This window comes from Geomonas edaphica (genome assembly GCF_004917075.1).
Classification (GTDB): domain Bacteria; phylum Desulfobacterota; class Desulfuromonadia; order Geobacterales; family Geobacteraceae; genus Geomonas; species Geomonas edaphica.
This window is the reverse complement of record NZ_SSYB01000002.1, coordinates 590,939-606,929: the sequence shown is the minus strand read 5'-3', so window position 1 is coordinate 606,929 and position 15,991 is coordinate 590,939. Positions and strand designations below refer to the sequence as shown.

The following is a 15,991-nucleotide window of genomic DNA, read 5'->3' as shown; positions in this document are numbered from 1 at the left end:
GTGCCGGTCATGACGGCAATCCTCTCAAAAAGTGCGCAAGGGCCCGCCGCTCGTCGCCGCTTAGGCTGGTGCGGTAGACGGAAGCCAGGAAGGAACCAAGGAGCACCGTGCCGGCGGCTATGGAAACAACGGCCGGTTGCGCGTCGAAAAGGGATTTCGCGTACCACACCGCGAGGGCCAGACCCGACAAAACGGCCACCTCCCGCCAGTCGTAGGTGATGAAAATGGCGCGCTGCGATAAGAGGTACACCGCGACGAAGCGGATGGCGAATACGATCGCCGTCGCCCAGGCCGCCCCCATGGCACCCCAACGGGGGATGAGCAGGAAGTTGGCCAGAATGGCAAAAAACGTGGAGAACACCGCACACAAGGCGAACTCCCTCGTCTTTTTCTCCATCAATATCCCGAAGCTGCAAAACGAGGTCCAGGCCTGGAAGATGCTCGACAGCAACAAAACCGGCACCAGCGTGTAGGCCCGGTGGTACGCGGTATCGGCCATGAGCACCACTACCTCTTTTGAAAAGATGGCGATGAGCAGCGCGCAGGACACCATCAATAGGTTCGAGTAACGGAATACCTTCAAGTAGATCTCCCTGCCGCCAGCCTGTTTCCATATCTCGAAGCGCCGCGGTTCCCAGATCTGCTGGAAAGGGGCGACCGCAAAATAGGTGAGAATGAAGCTGAACTTGTAGGCGAGGGAATAAACGCCGACCGTGGCGAGATCGCTGAAGGCCTTCAGGAAGTACCTGTCGGAAAAGGTGAGGATGAAACTCCCCAGGGACCAGAGGATTAGTGGCATCCCGAAGACGATCATCTCACGCGCCTTTTCCTTGCTGAAGCTGAAACCGACGTCGCGAAACATCATCACCGAGAGCAGGCAGGACATGACGACGTTCGATATCAGGGTGCTCTCAAGGATCCCCAGCGCCCCCCTTTTCAGGAAGACTATGAAGTAGATGTTGAAGGCGATCTGCATCAAAAGCTTTAACATGCTCGCCGAGACGAACATTACCGAGCGCTGCGTCGCTTTCAGGTGCAGGCACGGGACCTCGATGCCAACGTTGAAGAGAAGGGAAAGAAACGCGACGACGAAGTAGCCTGTGTAGGCCCTGTCGCTCATGACGAGCGCAGAGACTTGGCCTGAAAAAAGGACACACAAAGCCACTGTGACGCCGAAAAGCGCGGCCATCACGCCGTAAGCGGTGCTCACCACGGCGTTTTTATCCCTAACGGCGTCGTACTTCGCGTAGAAGCGATAAACGGTCGCCCCCACCCCCAGGCCACAAATCATGCAGATGACATCCGTGGTGAGGCTTATCAGCTCCAAGACCCCGTAATCGGCGGGGGCCAGAAACCTCGTGTAGAGGGGGAGCAACAAAAATCCAGCCGCGCGCTGCGCGAACGTCCCTATGGTGTAGATCAGGGTGTGTCTGCTTATGTCCCTTACGGTCCCCATGCAACCTCATCCATCATCGCGGCCCCTACTTTTCCACCGGCCAGTACCGCGGCAGTTGATCCAGTACCATCTCCGAGAACCTCTCCAGTTGCTGACGTGTCTTGGGAACCGCCTCCTCCGCCGCCTCCATGTCCACCTGGACATAGGCTCCGTCGTTACGATTTCTGGCTATACGTCCCCAGAAGCGTTCCACGTTTTGCTTCCACCCCTTGTCCAGCACCACGTTACCGGCGGTCTGGTACCAGTGCAGCATGACGATGCTGACGCCACCATTTCTCGCGCGCAGGTAATTCACCGGGACCTCGCCCTCGCTTCGAACCTTTCCAATAAGTGAGGTGCCGGTATCCACCACGGCGAAGCCGGCCCCGGGGAGGCAGGCGTAAGGGTTGTGACCGGTCCTCCCCCCCTTGGCGGTGCCGTAATAGCCGATGTAAAGGTTCAGCCTGTTGCCCGAGCGGTCGGTGTAATGCCGGTAAAGGTTCATATCCGCGTTCAGCACCCGGTAGACCTCCTCGGGGAAACGATCGTCGACGCCGCTATAACCGCCAAGCTGCCTCGGCAGGTTCTCCAGGTTCGTCGCGAGCACTACCGGCGCCGGACGCAGGGCAACCCTGGCGACCACGACCCCGGTTAGCAGCAGCAGCGCAGCCGTCACTATGAAGGTCCTTTTAGCGATCATACCGGCACTCTCTTGATCAGCGTGTAGAGCCCACCCAGGGTGACCACCCCAAAGGCGAAGACGGCTAGTCCCGAGAACTCATGGAGAAATCCGCGCGCCACCTGGTCACCAAAATAGTGGGCGAGTATCCCGGTTCCGGTGATGCGGATGATGTTGGCGGTCATCGCGATCGGCACGGCCGAGAGCAAAAGCAGCGTCCGCCAGTACCACCGTCCCTTCAGGAGGTAGGCGAATATGGACGCCAACATGGTGAGAGACAGGATCGATCGCACCCCGCTGCAGGCCTCGGCCACCTCAAGCTGTGTGCCGACGAAATAGAGCATGTTGCCCTCCCGGTACACGGGAATCGCGCAGTGTTCGATGATGCCCGCCGACACCTTGGTGGCTAGAAGCTGCAAAGGCATCGACACGAGGCTCAGCAGGGAATACGGTACCGGCACCATGAAGAGCAGGAACAGTACGGGGAAGATCAGGGCCCGCATCCAGTCGCCCCCCAGGCAGTACCAAAGCATCCCGTACAGCGACAGCACCATCGCCACCCGTGTGAAAAAAACCGTCCCCCCCGCGTAACCGAGCAGGTAAAGGGCCAAGGCGGCGGTGAACATCATCCCCCCCGCCGCGGAGGTCCGGACCTCAAGCGTGTCTAGCTCCTCCCTTTTCTGCCACGCGAAGTAGAGCGCTATAAGCGGCACGAGAAATCCGTGGTTGTTGTCGGAGTGGCTGGACCAGTCCTGTACCATCTCTGGAACGATGGGGAAAAAAACCGCGAACCACAGCACGACCAGTAGGCCCATCTTTATCTTGTCGCTACGCTCAAGTGCCATTGCCATCCTCTCCCGGGTGCAATGTTCCACCGGTGCCGATTTCCTCATTGAAGAGGGCGACGATGCGCTCGAGATCGTCCCGCGTGAGATACGGGTGGATCGGAAGCGACACGATCCGTTCGGCGACCTGCTCCGCTTGCGGAGCCCTACCCGAGGCCATCGAGCCCTGGAGCTCGGGGATCCGGGTAACCGCCTCCGGATACGCGATCCCCACCCCCAGACCCCGCTCTTCGCTTTTCTCGATGAGGTGCCGTCTCCGCGCGACATCCTCGACCAGCACAGGGTACCTGATCAGGTTGACGAGGGCATCCTCCCCCGGCGGGGGTGCTAAGCCCGCACGCTCCAGAAAGGAGGCGTTCCTGAGACGGCTCGCCCGCAGCCGGGCGAGCTTTTCCCGCCACCCGACGGCGAGCCCCGCCTGAAAAGGGCCGAGGCGTTTCATCCTGAAATGTGGATCGTACACGGTCTCTCCAAGTTTCAGGAATGGGAGAGCCTTCGGGAGCCAGAAGAGCCCGGGGCGCACCAGGGCGCCCAGTGCCAGGGCGTAACTGAGGGCGGCCACCCCCTCGCACCACCCTTCGCGCGGCAGCGCCTTGGTGATCCGATCTATGGCCGCGCCCAAAGTCGCGCTCCTCGTCAGGATGACCCCGCCGGAAACGGTGGAGAGGGCCTTGCCGCGCCCGAGGCTGAACAAGGCGACGTCCCCGAGGGTGCCGAGCTTTCTCCCGCGCGCCTCCCCCCCCATGGCCTGGGCCGCGTCCTCGACCACCGCGACGCCCCGCCGTACGGCCCTTTCACGAAGCCGCTCCACGTCGGCCGGGAGCCCGAAGATATGGGTCGAGACTGCGCAAAGCACGTGCCCCCCCGCGAGGGCCTCATCGAGCCTCGCCCAGTCGTAGTCGAGGGTGCGCGGGTCGATGTCGCAAGGACGCACCTTTAGCCCCGCACGCGTCACCGCGGCGGCGACGGAATAGCAGGTGTAGGCCGGGATGACGACCTCGTCCCGCCCAGCACCCGTCTCCTTGAGGGCGGACAGTATGACGGTAAGCGCGGCCTTCCCGGAACTCAGCAGGAAGACGTGCGGTGTCGCGTAGTACTCCCTAAGCTCCCCCTCGAACCTCTCGAGCGCTCGGTCTCCCGAGAACAGGGCCCTGAGGCCGGAGAGGATTTCCCCGAAGGAGAGCGGTGTGGCCGCAGGTGGAAGCGTTCTGCCGATGCGCATGGCGCCCCTCCTCTAGGGGATGTTCCTGACGATGGGCGGGCCGAGAACCCGGGTGAGCACCACCGGGAGCCTCTGCCATCCCTTTACCGCCAGCCGGAACTTCGGATTCGACGGGTTCAACTCGGGCACCTTCACGCCGTCGGCCAGGAGGTACTGCCAGTAAAGCGGGACCGGCTTGGCACCCCATTGCTTCTTGAAGCGGTAGGTCCCCTCGTCCGGGGTGGATCGCCCGAAATCGAAACGCCTAGCCCCTTGCGAAAAGGCGAGCTTGATCGCCTCCCAGTAGAGCATGTTGTTTGGACAAAAGGCACGGAAGTCGCGGTTCGAGGAGGCCCAGGGAACCTCAACTGTGTCACGGAACCGGGTCATGATGCCGGAGGCGATGGTCTCCCCCTCTAGCAGAATGGAGATCACCGTGGCCTCGGAGCCCGTAGCGCGGACGACGTTTTCGAAGAACCGGGAAGCGTACACCGGGGTCCCCAGGTCGCGCATGTTGCGGCAGAACACCCGGTAGAACCCCTCCAGGAGTTCGCTGCCGCCGACCACCGCCTGCAGGCCGCTTTTTTGGGCCTTCCTCACCTGGTTGCGCAGTTTCGCGTCGAAGCGCTCCCACTGGCTTTCCAGGTCCGGGGCGAGCTCTAGGATCATGGTCACCTTATGGCTTTTGGTGGCGAGCCCCGGGATCGGCTCGCCCAGGTGCCGCAACTCGAGGTAGGAGGCGCCGCACTCCGCCATGATCCGTTCCCCCTCGCTAAGCAGGGCTGACCGCGCGGCGGGGTCGCTACAAAGAACGCCGCCGTAGTTGAAAAAGGGAACGGAGACGAGGAAGTTGCCAAAGAGCCTGCTTTTCATATGGATGAGCGGAAGCACCCCGACGGTCTTGCCGCCGCGACGCGCCAGCAGGTAATAGCCGCGGTGCCCGAAGCTCTGCTCCACCACGCGCTTCCAAAGGTATCTGTGATAAGCGGTCGCGGCCGGCTGCGAACCGACGAAGAGGTCCCACTCCTCCCCTTCCCCCCGGTACAGCTCGACCGATACGCCGCTCATGCATATACCCCCGCTGCGACCTCCGGCAAGGGCGCCCCCCCCTGCGCGCCGAGCACATCGCTCATGGTGCCGAAGCGGAGGTCGGAAAGCAGTTGTCGCAGCTTTCCCTCCGTCTTGTCCAGGTTCAGGTAATGACGAAACCTGGACCTTGCGCCGGCGCGGATGCGCGGCTGCCCCGGGTCGATTTCCCACGGATGGAAGTAAAGCACCGCCGGCTCGCCCTCCTTCGCGTTGATGGCGCCGATGCAGCGCCTAAGGAACCAGGCGGGAAAGAGTCTAAGGTATCCCCCCCCCGCCACCGGCAGCAGAAATCGCCTCATGCCGATGCTCAACGGGTATGTGCTGAGGGGAAACTCCCGGATGACACCCGGGGGGCGGCGTATGAGATGCGGGAAGCGCGGGGCGTCCGGAATCCCGTACACGTCGTGGTAGACCGGGAAGATGCTCGAGTCGAACTCGAACCCCTCCTCGATGAGGATGTCCAAGGCCCAAAGCGAGCGCGCCGTGATTGAATAGCTGGGCGCGCGGTAGCCCGAGACCCTTTCACCGGTGATCTCCTCCAAAAGCGCCTTGGCGCAGCGCACGTCCTCGCGGAACTTCTCCGGTCCCAGGCGGTAGACCAACTGGTGCCCATAACCGTGGCAGGCGATCTCGTGCCCCCGGGCGCGGATCTCGCGCACGAGCCCTGGGCAACGGCTGGCGACCCAGCCGAGGACGAAGAAGGTCCCCTTCACGCCGAAGGAGTCAAAGAGATCGAGCACGCGCGCCGTGTTGTCTTCCACCCTAAGCGGGTACTCGTCCCAGCGCTCCCGGTCCACGTACCCCTCAAAGGCGGAAACCTGGAAGTAATCTTCCACATCGACGGTGAGGGCGTTCACGAGGTTCATCTGGTCAGCCTCATCTCCACGATGACCCTGTTCACGTTGGCCCCACCTGCGGCGCTGGCCAGGTCGTTGCGGTAACTTATGTAGCTGTAGTTGGTCCCGACTACGACCTGGCGGCTAAGGGCGTAGTCGAGCCCCACACCGCCGTTTAGGTGGTAGGCGAAGTCGGTTCCCGCGGCCCGGCTCAGGTGATCGCCGGAAAGGGCCAGGTTCAGCATCAATTGCGAAAGCAGCTCGTACCGGCCGCTTGCTCCCACGAAGACCTTTTTCTGAACGTCGCGCACCACGGTGCCTTGTTTCTCATACCGGGAGTAGGAGGTGTTGAGAGCGGCCATCCCGCGCTCGAAGGTGCGGCTTATCGTGGCGTAGTGCTCTATGTTTCGGGTCGAGAGCGTCTCGGGATCCTCGTTGTACTGCACCTTGGTGCCGAGCGCCACGGTCAGGAGGCGGAAATCCCGGCCAAGGCCCGCGTCCCAGAAGGGGTCGCCGGTACTGGTGCCGCTGTCGAAGGATTGCCAGTTGTAACCCGCTTTGCCGTAAAGGAAGTTTCCCGTCCCGTAGTCGTACCTCAGCCCGCCGTAGGCCTCGTGGCGTTCTAAGGCGTCCGTGGCGGAGGCCACGCGCGCGTAGTTGTAGGTGGCGGAGAGGACGAGCCCTTCGGAGAGTTCCCGGCTCCATTCCGCGTAGCCGTCGTGCTCGGTCTTGTCTATGCCAGTGCCGCTCCAGTAGCGGGTGTCGCGGTAGCGGTAGCCGGTCTTCAGTGTGGAATTTGCAGAGAGGTGCCAGGTCAGGTACGGAGCTATGAGCGCGTTATTTTGCAGCGTCTGGTCAACCACCAGGCTCTCGCCGGTCACGTCGCGCGCCACGTTACTTGAGACACGGCTGTAGGTGTCGGCGAGATCTAGATGAATGAAGTCCTCGAAAAAGGTGAGCGCCCCCTTCATGGCGGCGTTGTGGTCGAAACCATCGCCGCGGCTTCCCTTGGCGAAGTAACGGTAGTCGATGCCGTAGGAGAGATCCGTGCTGAAGCCTCCCCCCTTGGCAGCGAAGGCGAGGTTTGGCTGCACCCGCGTCACGAAGTCCGTTTTCTGCCGGGCCGAGGTCTGGAACAGGTTGTCGTTGTACTCTTCGCCGAGGGTAAGCGACGGGATCAGGCGGAACTCGGCGCCATGGGCCGACGAGAAGGCCGACAACACGACGCAGGCGATGGCGCCGGTGCGCCATGAAAGGAGGTGCGCGCTCATTTTTTCGCTCCCATGTTGCTGACGCCGTCCATCAACCGGCGCGCGAAGCTCGCGGCGGCGGGACGGCCGGCCGAGGAGAGGACCAGGCTCTCGATGGCGTAGGAGATGGTCTCCACCTGTTCGCCCAGCCCGGCGACCTTCTTCTCGCTCCCCTCGATGCGCTGGGCGAACTCCCCCTGCATCCGTTGCATGGTCTCCTCGACACTCCGTAACGCCTCTGGGAGGCGCGAGGCGAGGTCCACCTCGATCTGCTCGAGGCGCCTTTCGATGCGCCCGAGCGCCTCTCTATCCGCGCCCTCTCCACCCGTCTCGGCCCGTCCGTTTCCCGCCGCCGCAACTAACGCGGCACGCTCCACCCCCCAGTAAGTCCGCTCGAAGTCAAGGTCGTCCGCAACCTCGCGCGTCATGGCGTCGGTGACGGTGTGCGCTTCGTCGGCATAGGCAGCCAAAAGCAGGAAGTCGCAGATGATGTTGACGAGCCTTGGAATGCCGCGACTGAAGCGGTAGATGAGGTCGAGCGCCTCCTCGGTGAAGACGACGGCCTCCCGGTTCCCAGCCACCTCCATACGGTGCAGTATGTAGGCGATGGTCTCTTCGCGTGCGAGGGCGGTCAGGTGGCAGCTCACGCTGATCCTTTGGCGCAGTTGCATGAGCTCTGGCCCCGCCATGGTGTCGCGCAGTTCGGGTTGCCCCACGAGGACGATTTGCAGAAGCTTGTTGTGCGAGCTCTCGAGGTTTGAGAGCAGACGCACCTCCTCCAAGAGCTCCGCATCCAGGTTCTGCGCCTCGTCGATGACGAGGATCGGCGCGTTTCCCTTCGCGTACTGCTCCAAAAGGAAGTCGTTCAGGTCCCGGATCAGGGCCACCTTGTCTTTGCCTGAGACGTCGAGGCCGAAGTCGTCGTTTATCATGGCGAGAAGCTGCTCGACGCTAACGCGCGTGTTGAACACCTTGGCAAGCACTACACGCTCGTACTTCTTGCCTATCAGGTCCCGGATCAGAGTGGTCTTGCCGCTCCCCACGTCGCCGGTCAGCAGAAGGAACCCGGCCCGCTCTCTAATGCCGTAATCGAGGTAGGTGACCGCCTTTTTGTGCGACCGGGAGAGGAAGATGAAGTCCGGATCCGGCACGAGCTCGAAGGGCTTTCTCGTGAAATTGAAGAATTCCTCGTACATAACAGCTCCCGGACCTACTGTCCCTGCTCCTGGTAGTGCCTGTAATATGCGTAGCGCTCGTCATGTCCGGATTCGCACGCCGCGTTATACACGATCCCCAGAAGCCCCGGTCCCTTCACCGACTCGTACGCCTCCAGCACCTCCCCCTCGGAGGCAAGCCGCTCCATGACCACGAGCAAAACGCCATCGACGATGTTGGCAAGGGCCCGGCTCTCGGCAAAGGGGAGCAAAGGGGGGGTATCGAAGATGATGTAGCGGTCCGGGTAGCGGTTTTTCAGCTCGTCCACGAGGACGCGCATCTTCTGCGAAGAGAAAAGCTCCACTGGGTTCTCCACATGGCTTCCCGAGCGGATCAGCGAGAGTTTCCCGAGACCGGTCTGCACGATGGTGTCGGGGATCTCGGCCTTACCCGACAGGATGTCGGCAAGGCCCGGCCCCTGCTCTATCTCCAGGTATTTGTGCAGGGACGGGCGGCGCAGGTCTGCGTCTATCAGAAGCACGGTGTGGTCGAGCCCCTGGGCAAGGCTCGCGGCAAGGTTGAGAGCCGTCAGGCTTTTGCCTTCCCCGGGGACCGAGCTCGTCACCATGACGGCGTTTTTGAACCGGTCCCCGTCGGTGAGCTTCACGAGGACCGACTTCAGCTTTCGGTACTCCTCGGCCGCCGGTGAGTGCGGGTCGAGTAGGTTGACCAGGAAAGGATGCCTGGGTGTCAGCACCTGTTCGGGGGGAACGGCCGGCGGCGCGCCAACGGCGGTGCGCGCTTCACGCCCGTGAGGCGGCGCCGTGATGACCTCCGTGGCAGCGTCCACCCCGGCCACCTCGCGGGGGGCTCCCTCCTCTCTAAGGCGTGCCGCCTTCTCCATCGCCATTTCTATTCTGCTCATAAAGACCTCGTTGCCGCCGCCCCCGCGCGATGCGGTGGGTCGGCCGGTTGGTGATCACTAGTGCAAGATCCCCCTGATCCCCTGGCTAATCGGGGTCAGGTGGTCCAATAGCCTGTCCATGTACGGCAGATCCAAAAGTTCCATGGCCGGGAATACCAGAAGGAACAGGAAGTAGAGCGTCGCGACCGCGAAGACACGGTGCGCTCTCCTGCGCAGCCTGAGCGCCTGATGCGCGTCGAGCATCTTCGGGACAACCGCGAGGACCGGCGCCCCCAGTGTCTTGGCGAAGGTGACGTCCTTGACCGAGGCATCCATCTGGTCGCGCAAAACGAGGATGGCGAGGCTGCCGGCGAGTCCGGCGAAGATCCCGGTCAGCATGATCATGATCCGGTTTGGGCTCGAGGGTTTGAGCGGCAGGACCGCGGGATCTACGATGCGGAAGGTGGTGGACTTGTCCTGCACCTCCATCTGCTTGGAGACTTCAGATTGCCCGTGCCGCGAGTAGAGCTGGTCGTAGAGCTTCTTCTGGTTCTCGCGCTCCACCTCGAGCTTGGCGAGCCCGGCCTTGGCGGATGGGATGCTCTGCAGGATCTCGCGGTTCTTCTGGATGTGGCGGTTTAGCCCCTCCTCCGCCACCTTGAGGGCGGCCACCTCGGCGTCGATCTTTGCCACCTCCTGCGGGTCCAGCGGCTGCGGCTCGCCACCCTTTCTGGACTTCAACTGCTCCTTCACCGTGTCGATGTCACCCTTGACGGTGACCACCTCCGGATAGCTGTCGGTGTACTGCACCCTCAGGTCATCAAGCCGCTTCTGCAAAGTGACGAGCTTGGCCTGCAGGGGGTCGTTACTCCTCCTCGTCACCTGGCGCATCCCCTCCAACTGGCGCCTTCTCAGTTGCAGGTCGTAGAGCTTTTGCTGGGCCAGATTGATCTCCTCGAAGAGCTTCCCTTCGTCGATGGCGATGATCCCACCCTTCTCGCGCTTGTAGGCGTTCACCTCGCCCTCGGCCTTCTCGAGCTTCGTATTGAAGGTCTGGATCTGCTCGGCGAGGAACTTCGTTGCATCGTAGGACTCCCCGCGTTTGGAGGAGGTGTTCTGCTCGATGTACAGGCGCACCAGGGTGTTCACGAAGTCGCGCGAGATCCTCGGGTCGCTGTGGGTGAAGGAAATGATGAAGAGGTTGTTTTTCTCCTTCACCTTCACCGTGATGTTCTTCTGCAGATCCCGGATCAGCTCCTCGTTCCCCTCCTTGCCCAGGTTCATGTCAAGGCTCTCCATCGCCTTGGTCAGAAGGGACCGGCTGGTGATGGCGTAGGTGAGCACGTTGATGGTGTCGTCCATGGAAGGGGTCACGGTGATCCCCTTCACCAGCTCGCTGATGACGTTCTTCTCGATGAACACCGTGCTCGAGGACTCGTACTTTCTCGGCAGAAGGTAGCTCACCAGAAAGACCAGGGTCATGATCAGCAAGGCCCAAAGGACGTAGCGTTCCTTGTGCCTCGTCACGAGCTGCGCGTATTTTCTGTATTCAGATTCCTGCACGGCTCCCCCCTCCGCCTAGAAAAAGGCTTCCTTGACCAGGACGTAGTCCCCGGCCTTAAGCTCGATGTTCTGGGAGAGATCCCCCTCCTTGAACAGTTTCTTCGCCTTGACCTCCATGGACTTGGCCCCCTCCCCTTCCTTCCTGCGCACCACCACGTCGTTTTGGTCGGCGAACTTAGTGAAGCCACCCGCGTCAAGAATCGCCTCCATCACCTTCATCCCCTCGCGGTACTCGATCGCTTTCGGGAGGTTCACGGCCCCAAGGACGTAGACGCTGCGGTCGGTCAGAAGCGGCACGAACAGCGAGTCGTTGGATTCGAGCTGCAGGTCCTGGCTCGTGTCACCCAGGATGAACAGGCGGTGCAGGTCGACCTTCATCTTCTGCCCTTCGCGCAGGAGGTAGGCGTTGCGCAGGTCCGCGGATTTCACCTCCGGAAGGGTGCACAGAAGTTGCAAGAGCGTCGTGCGCTTGGAGAGGTCGTAAACACCTGCTTTCACGCCAGAGCCGAAGATGTACACCTTGGAGTTGGTGATCTCGCGCACCGTGACGGTTACGATCGGGTTTTTTACCAGCTCCTTCAGCCGCCCGCCGAGGTAACCCTGCAGTTGGCTCGGGGTGCTGCCGCTCGCCGCCACCTCGCCCAGCCCAGGGACCGTTATCTTCCCGTCCGGACGGACCCGGACCTGGAAGTTCAGGTCCTTAACCCCCCACACCGAGATGTCTAGGAGGTCCCCCTCCCCAATCTGATAGTCCCCTCCCCAGCCGGCAACGGGAAGGGATAAAAGGGCGACCGTTAGCAGTACCAGCAGTCTGAGTCTCATGATGCCTCCTTTTTGCTCATCTCCCGCGTCCAAAAAGGACCACCTTGACCGTCTCGAAGATGATCCGGGTGTCAAGGAGCACGGAAAGATTTTTTATGTAGTAAAGGTCGTAACGCAGCTTCTCGATGGCGTCCTGCACCGTAGCCCCGTACGGATAGCGGACCTGGGCCCAGCCGGTCAGACCGGGTTTTATGGTGTGACGCTTCGAATAGTAGTAGATCTCCTGCCTTAGCTTCTCCACGAACTCCGGGCGCTCGGGCCTTGGACCTATGAAACTCATCTCTCCGCGCAGCACGTTTATGAGTTGCGGAATCTCGTCGATGCGCGAGTTGCGCAAAAAAGCCCCCACCCGGGTGACGCGTGCGTCGTTCTTTTCCGCCCAGACGGCCCCGTCGCGCTCGGCGTCCTGCCTCATGGAGCGGAACTTGTACAAGGTGAAGCTCTTCTCCCCGAGCCCCACGCGTTCCTGTCTGAAAAAGAGCGGTCCGGGGGAATCGAGTTTCACCGCCAGGGCGATGAAAGGTAACAGCGGAGCGCTCAGCAAAAGCCCCGTAACCGAGAGCAGAACGTCGATGAAGCGCTTGTAGACGTTGATGAGCCCGGTGTGGTGGAAGCCGGTGGAAAAGATGATCCACGAGGGGGTCATCTCCTCCAGCAAAAGCTTCCCCTGGACCATCTCGTAAAAGGTCGGGGCGTCGAGGATCTCGATGCCGTTTAGCTTGCAGCGCATCATCTCCTGCAGGGGAAGCACGCCACGCCGCTCGGCGAGTGCTACAACGATCACCGACGCCTTGTGTTCCCGGGCGGTCTGCAACAGGTCGTCCCGGGCGGGGATGATCTGGGAGCGGAAGAGCTCCGGCTCGTGCACCGTCTGCTCCGGGCGGTGCGCCGCGTCTACCTCCAAGTACCCGGCGAGGGTGAACGAGCCGCTTTGGGAGGTCAAAAGCCCCCCTAACTGGCAGGCAAGGTCGCCGGTGCCAAGGATCAGGACGCGCTGGGCGAAAGGGACCTTGCGCGCCCCGATGCCGGAAAGGGCGTACCAGGAGAACTGCAGGGCCACGAAAAAGCCGAGTGCGATGAAGAGCACCCCCCTTCCCAGCATCAGCTCGGGGGCGAGGTAGTAGACCACTGACAAAAAGAAGAAGGCGGCGCACCCTCCCTGGACGCATGCGGCCAGGATCTCCCTTTTGCGGCTTTCCCTGGGAAGGGCGTAGACCTCCATCAGGTAGGAGGAAAACAGGATCACCACCACAAAGAGCAGCGACGCCCGGAGCGCCTGTTCAGGCTGCCACCCCTCCTGCAGGGTGAGCTGGCCGAACCGCAGCCCGGCAGCAAAGACGAGCGAGGCGAGCGCCAGCATGGCGTCGACGACTATGTATAAGCAGATGCGCAGATCCATATCCTATGGTACTTCCCTTCGTCCCTTCACTACGGCCGCCTACCTGCGCGACAGTTGCGCGAGCAGCGACTGCGCCGCCTTTTTGTCACGGTAATCCCCAAGGCCAAGCGACTCCTGGAGGGCCTTTTGCGCCCTGGCCCGGTCGCCCGTCTGCTGATAGGCGAGCCCCAGATGGTAGCGCACCGTCGGGTCGCCTGGCAGCAGGGCGGCAGCCCGCTCCAGCACCTTCACGGCATCGCCGCCGCGGCCATTGCGATAAAGGGCGTAGCCGACCGTATCCATGACGTTCGGGTTCCCCGGTTCCAGACGAAAAGCGGTGACGGCGAGGCGCAAGGCATCTTCCTTCTTGCCGTAGCCGTCCGCGCAGAGATAGGCCAAGTTGTTCAACGCGGGCACGTAGTTGCCGTTTCGCTGCAAGATGGCGCGGTAATGCGAGGCGGCCTCCTCTCTTTTGCCGGTGGCATCTAGCAGTTCGGCCATCGAGGCCTTGGCGGGGAGGGAGCCGGGCTCGACCCTCAAGGCGTCCTGGTAGCTGTTCAATGCGGCCGCGTAGTCCCTGTCGGCTCGCTGCAGGTCGCCCAGCATGATGCGGGGTTCCGCGCTGCCGGGGGCTACGCCGAGCGCCTTTTTCGCGGTAGTGATGGCGGCGGCCGCATCTCCGGTCTGCTGGTATACTCCCGCGAGAACGAGGTGCCCCTGCGCCGAGGAGGGATGCCGCGCGATCAGCCTCGTCGCCTGCTCAACCGCCTTCGCCTTGTCCTTCATTGCCAGATAGACCCCCACCTTCAGCATCAAACCGCGATCCGGGTTTATCGCCTCCACGTCGTCGTACACCTTGAGCGCCTTTTTGTACTCCTTCTGGGCCATGAGCAGCTGCCCCTTCGCCTCGAGCAGAGCGATGGAACGGGGGTCGAGCTTCGCGGCCTCATCGAGCACATCTAGCGCCTTGCCCGGAGCTTTCTTCTTCTGGTAGTACGCGGCAAGCGCTAGGTACGCCTCAGGAGCCTTCGTCTGCTGCGCCTTCTTATAGTAGGCGAGCGCGTCGGCATCCTTGCCGATCAGGTCGCTCAAGGAGGCAAGTCCCATGAGGGCGCGCAAGTTCCCCGGAGCCCTCGCTTGCAGTTCGGAAAGCTCAGCGATCGCCTTCGGGTAATCCCCGGCCGAGGCGTAGTACCCCGCCAGGTTGTGGTACGTCGCCGGGAACTGAGGATCGAGGCGCTTGGCCTGGGCCAGGCTTTTGAGGGCCGCGGTCTTGTCGGCTGCGGAAAACTGCAGCCCGGCCAAGGCGTTGTAGAGGGGGGCGTCGCCTTTACCGCCGGTTATACCAGAGGTGACGAGGGAGAGCGCCTTGTCACGCTTGCCCTGCCGGTAGTAGTACGAGGCCAAAAGCAGCCTGCTGTTCAGAACGTCGGGAGCGGCCTTCACCGCGAGTGCCAGCTCGCTTTCTCCCTCGGCGGCCTTTCCTTTGCTGAAGTAGAATGCCCCTCTCTTCAGATGCGCCTGCACAAGCTTTGGATCGAGCTTGGTGGCGGCTTCCAGCTCGCGCATCCCATCCTCGAAGAGTCCCTGCTGCAGGTAGGCGCTGCCGAGCAGGCTGTGCGCCATGGCATCGGAGTCGTCGTTGGCGAGGACCTTCTTTATCTCGGTTACGGCGTCCTCTACACGCTTTTGAGCGAGCAGGGTCTGGGCTATCATGAGCCGTGCCTGGCGCGAAGCGGGAACCCGGTCGACGATAATGCGGAACTGACTCAGCGCGCTTTCCAGCTCTCCCTTGCTGTAATAGCTGAGCCCCAGGAACTGGTACCCGTCCAGGGTGGGCGCGAGCTTCACTGCCTGCATCAGCGAGTTGATGGCGTCGTCGTACTTCTTCCTGTAAAAGCTGACCACACCTTTCAACTGGTACCCCTCCCCCTTCTTCGGGTACTGCTTGATCAATTGGTCGGCGGAGGCATCAGCACGATCGAGCTCCCCTTTCTCCACCTGTATGAGCCCAAGCTTGTACACGGCGTCGCTTCTGGCCGGGTCTAGCTGCACGATCCTCCGATACCACCCGGCGGCCCGGTCCGTGTTGCCGGCACGCATCTCCAGGGCGCCCAGCATGGAGAGCGCCTTGACATCCTTCGGGTCCGCCTGCACCACCTCGCCCAGCAGGGTCCTCGCCTTCTCCACCCGCTCAAGCGACATGTTCACCGAGGCTAGCTGGAGTTTCGTCTCGGAGCGTTTGGGGTCTGCGGTCAGGGCGCGCTCCAACAGGGAGAGCGCCTCCTGCTGCTTGCCGCGCACGGCGTAGGAGGCTCCCAGCACCTCGAGCCCCCGCGCGTCACCCGGGTGGGCGGCCAGATACTTGTCCGCCATCTCCCCGCCCCGCTCCCCCTTGCGCATGGTGTTGTAAAGGCGGGCCAGGTCGAGCAGCACCTCGTCGCGGGACGGGTTCTGGGTCAGCACCTTCAGGTATTCCTTTTCCGCCTGTTCGTTGCGTCCGAGTTCTGCGTAGGCCTTGGCCAGTTGTAGGCGGGCGTCGTAGTAGTTGACGTCCTTCTCGAGGGCGTTTTTGAAGCAGACGACGGCTCCAGCAGGATTGGCCGCTTGCAACTGCTTCACCCCCTCCTCATACAGGTTCTCCTTTGTCTTGCTGCCGCAACCTGAAACGCTCAGCATCACTACCAATAACAGCAAGGCGATCTTCATCTGCCTACCTCCAAGCAACCGTGAACTATCGCTTAACGATATGATATTAAAATTTTCTATAGGTTCTTAGCAGAATGACGTTTACTTTTCAAGCGAATTCTCCTCGCGCATAACGCCTGTGACAG

The 15,991-nt window shown here is 62.0% G+C and carries 13 protein-coding genes; all 13 read right to left on the bottom strand.

Annotation, left to right across the window (positions count from 1 at the left end; all coding sequences use genetic code 11):
* Positions 1-7: 7 nt before the first annotated feature.
* From E8K79_RS08900 to prsT, 13 genes are read right to left on the bottom strand one after another with little or no spacing between them, the layout of a single operon-like run.
* A complete protein-coding gene (locus tag E8K79_RS08900) occupies positions 8-1,456 on the bottom strand; it encodes a lipopolysaccharide biosynthesis protein (RefSeq protein WP_136514434.1) in 1,449 nt (482 codons plus the stop codon).
* 25 nt (positions 1,457-1,481) lie between these two features.
* Positions 1,482-2,135 carry an exosortase C-terminal domain/associated protein EpsI gene (locus tag E8K79_RS08895; RefSeq protein WP_136514433.1) on the bottom strand — a complete coding sequence of 218 codons (654 nt, stop codon included), beginning with the start codon at positions 2,133-2,135 and terminating at the stop codon, positions 1,482-1,484.
* Positions 2,132-2,959 carry an exosortase A gene (gene xrtA, locus E8K79_RS08890; RefSeq protein WP_136514432.1) on the bottom strand — a complete coding sequence of 276 codons (828 nt, stop codon included), beginning with the start codon at positions 2,957-2,959 and terminating at the stop codon, positions 2,132-2,134. Before xrtA ends, E8K79_RS08895 begins: the two co-directional genes overlap by 4 nt.
* The gene (locus E8K79_RS08885) at positions 2,949-4,181 is read right to left on the bottom strand and encodes a DegT/DnrJ/EryC1/StrS family aminotransferase (protein ID WP_136514431.1); all 1,233 of its coding nucleotides are present in this window, start codon (positions 4,179-4,181) and stop codon (positions 2,949-2,951) included. The genes xrtA and E8K79_RS08885 overlap by 11 nt, the downstream gene beginning before the upstream one ends.
* A gap of 12 nt (positions 4,182-4,193) precedes the next feature.
* Positions 4,194-5,228 carry a FemAB family XrtA/PEP-CTERM system-associated protein gene (locus E8K79_RS08880; protein ID WP_136514430.1) on the bottom strand — a complete coding sequence of 345 codons (1,035 nt, stop codon included), beginning with the start codon at positions 5,226-5,228 and terminating at the stop codon, positions 4,194-4,196.
* Positions 5,225-6,115 carry an XrtA system polysaccharide deacetylase gene (locus E8K79_RS08875; RefSeq protein WP_136514429.1) on the bottom strand — a complete coding sequence of 297 codons (891 nt, stop codon included), beginning with the start codon at positions 6,113-6,115 and terminating at the stop codon, positions 5,225-5,227. The genes E8K79_RS08880 and E8K79_RS08875 overlap by 4 nt, the downstream gene beginning before the upstream one ends.
* Positions 6,112-7,356, bottom strand: a complete 1,245-nt coding sequence (locus tag E8K79_RS08870) for a TIGR03016 family PEP-CTERM system-associated outer membrane protein (RefSeq protein WP_136514428.1) — start codon at positions 7,354-7,356, stop codon at positions 6,112-6,114. Before E8K79_RS08870 ends, E8K79_RS08875 begins: the two co-directional genes overlap by 4 nt.
* The gene (locus E8K79_RS08865) at positions 7,353-8,531 is read right to left on the bottom strand and encodes an XrtA/PEP-CTERM system-associated ATPase (RefSeq protein WP_136514427.1); all 1,179 of its coding nucleotides are present in this window, start codon (positions 8,529-8,531) and stop codon (positions 7,353-7,355) included. Before E8K79_RS08865 ends, E8K79_RS08870 begins: the two co-directional genes overlap by 4 nt.
* Before the next feature lie 14 nt (positions 8,532-8,545).
* Positions 8,546-9,415 carry an XrtA-associated tyrosine autokinase gene (locus E8K79_RS08860; protein ID WP_136514426.1) on the bottom strand — a complete coding sequence of 290 codons (870 nt, stop codon included), beginning with the start codon at positions 9,413-9,415 and terminating at the stop codon, positions 8,546-8,548.
* Between the two features lie 57 nt (positions 9,416-9,472).
* Positions 9,473-10,957, bottom strand: coding sequence for an XrtA system polysaccharide chain length determinant (locus E8K79_RS08855; protein WP_136514425.1), 1,485 nt, complete (start codon positions 10,955-10,957; stop codon positions 9,473-9,475).
* Positions 10,958-10,972: 15 nt separating this feature from the next.
* On the bottom strand, positions 10,973-11,779 hold the full coding sequence (locus E8K79_RS08850) for a polysaccharide biosynthesis/export family protein (RefSeq protein ID WP_136514424.1): 807 nt from the start codon (positions 11,777-11,779) through the stop codon (positions 10,973-10,975).
* Positions 11,780-11,795: 16 nt separating this feature from the next.
* On the bottom strand, positions 11,796-13,178 hold the full coding sequence (locus E8K79_RS08845; protein ID WP_136514423.1) for a TIGR03013 family XrtA/PEP-CTERM system glycosyltransferase: 1,383 nt from the start codon (positions 13,176-13,178) through the stop codon (positions 11,796-11,798).
* Between the two features lie 39 nt (positions 13,179-13,217).
* A complete protein-coding gene (prsT, locus tag E8K79_RS08840; protein WP_136514422.1) occupies positions 13,218-15,866 on the bottom strand; it encodes an XrtA/PEP-CTERM system TPR-repeat protein PrsT in 2,649 nt (882 codons plus the stop codon).
* Positions 15,867-15,991 lie beyond the last annotated feature (125 nt).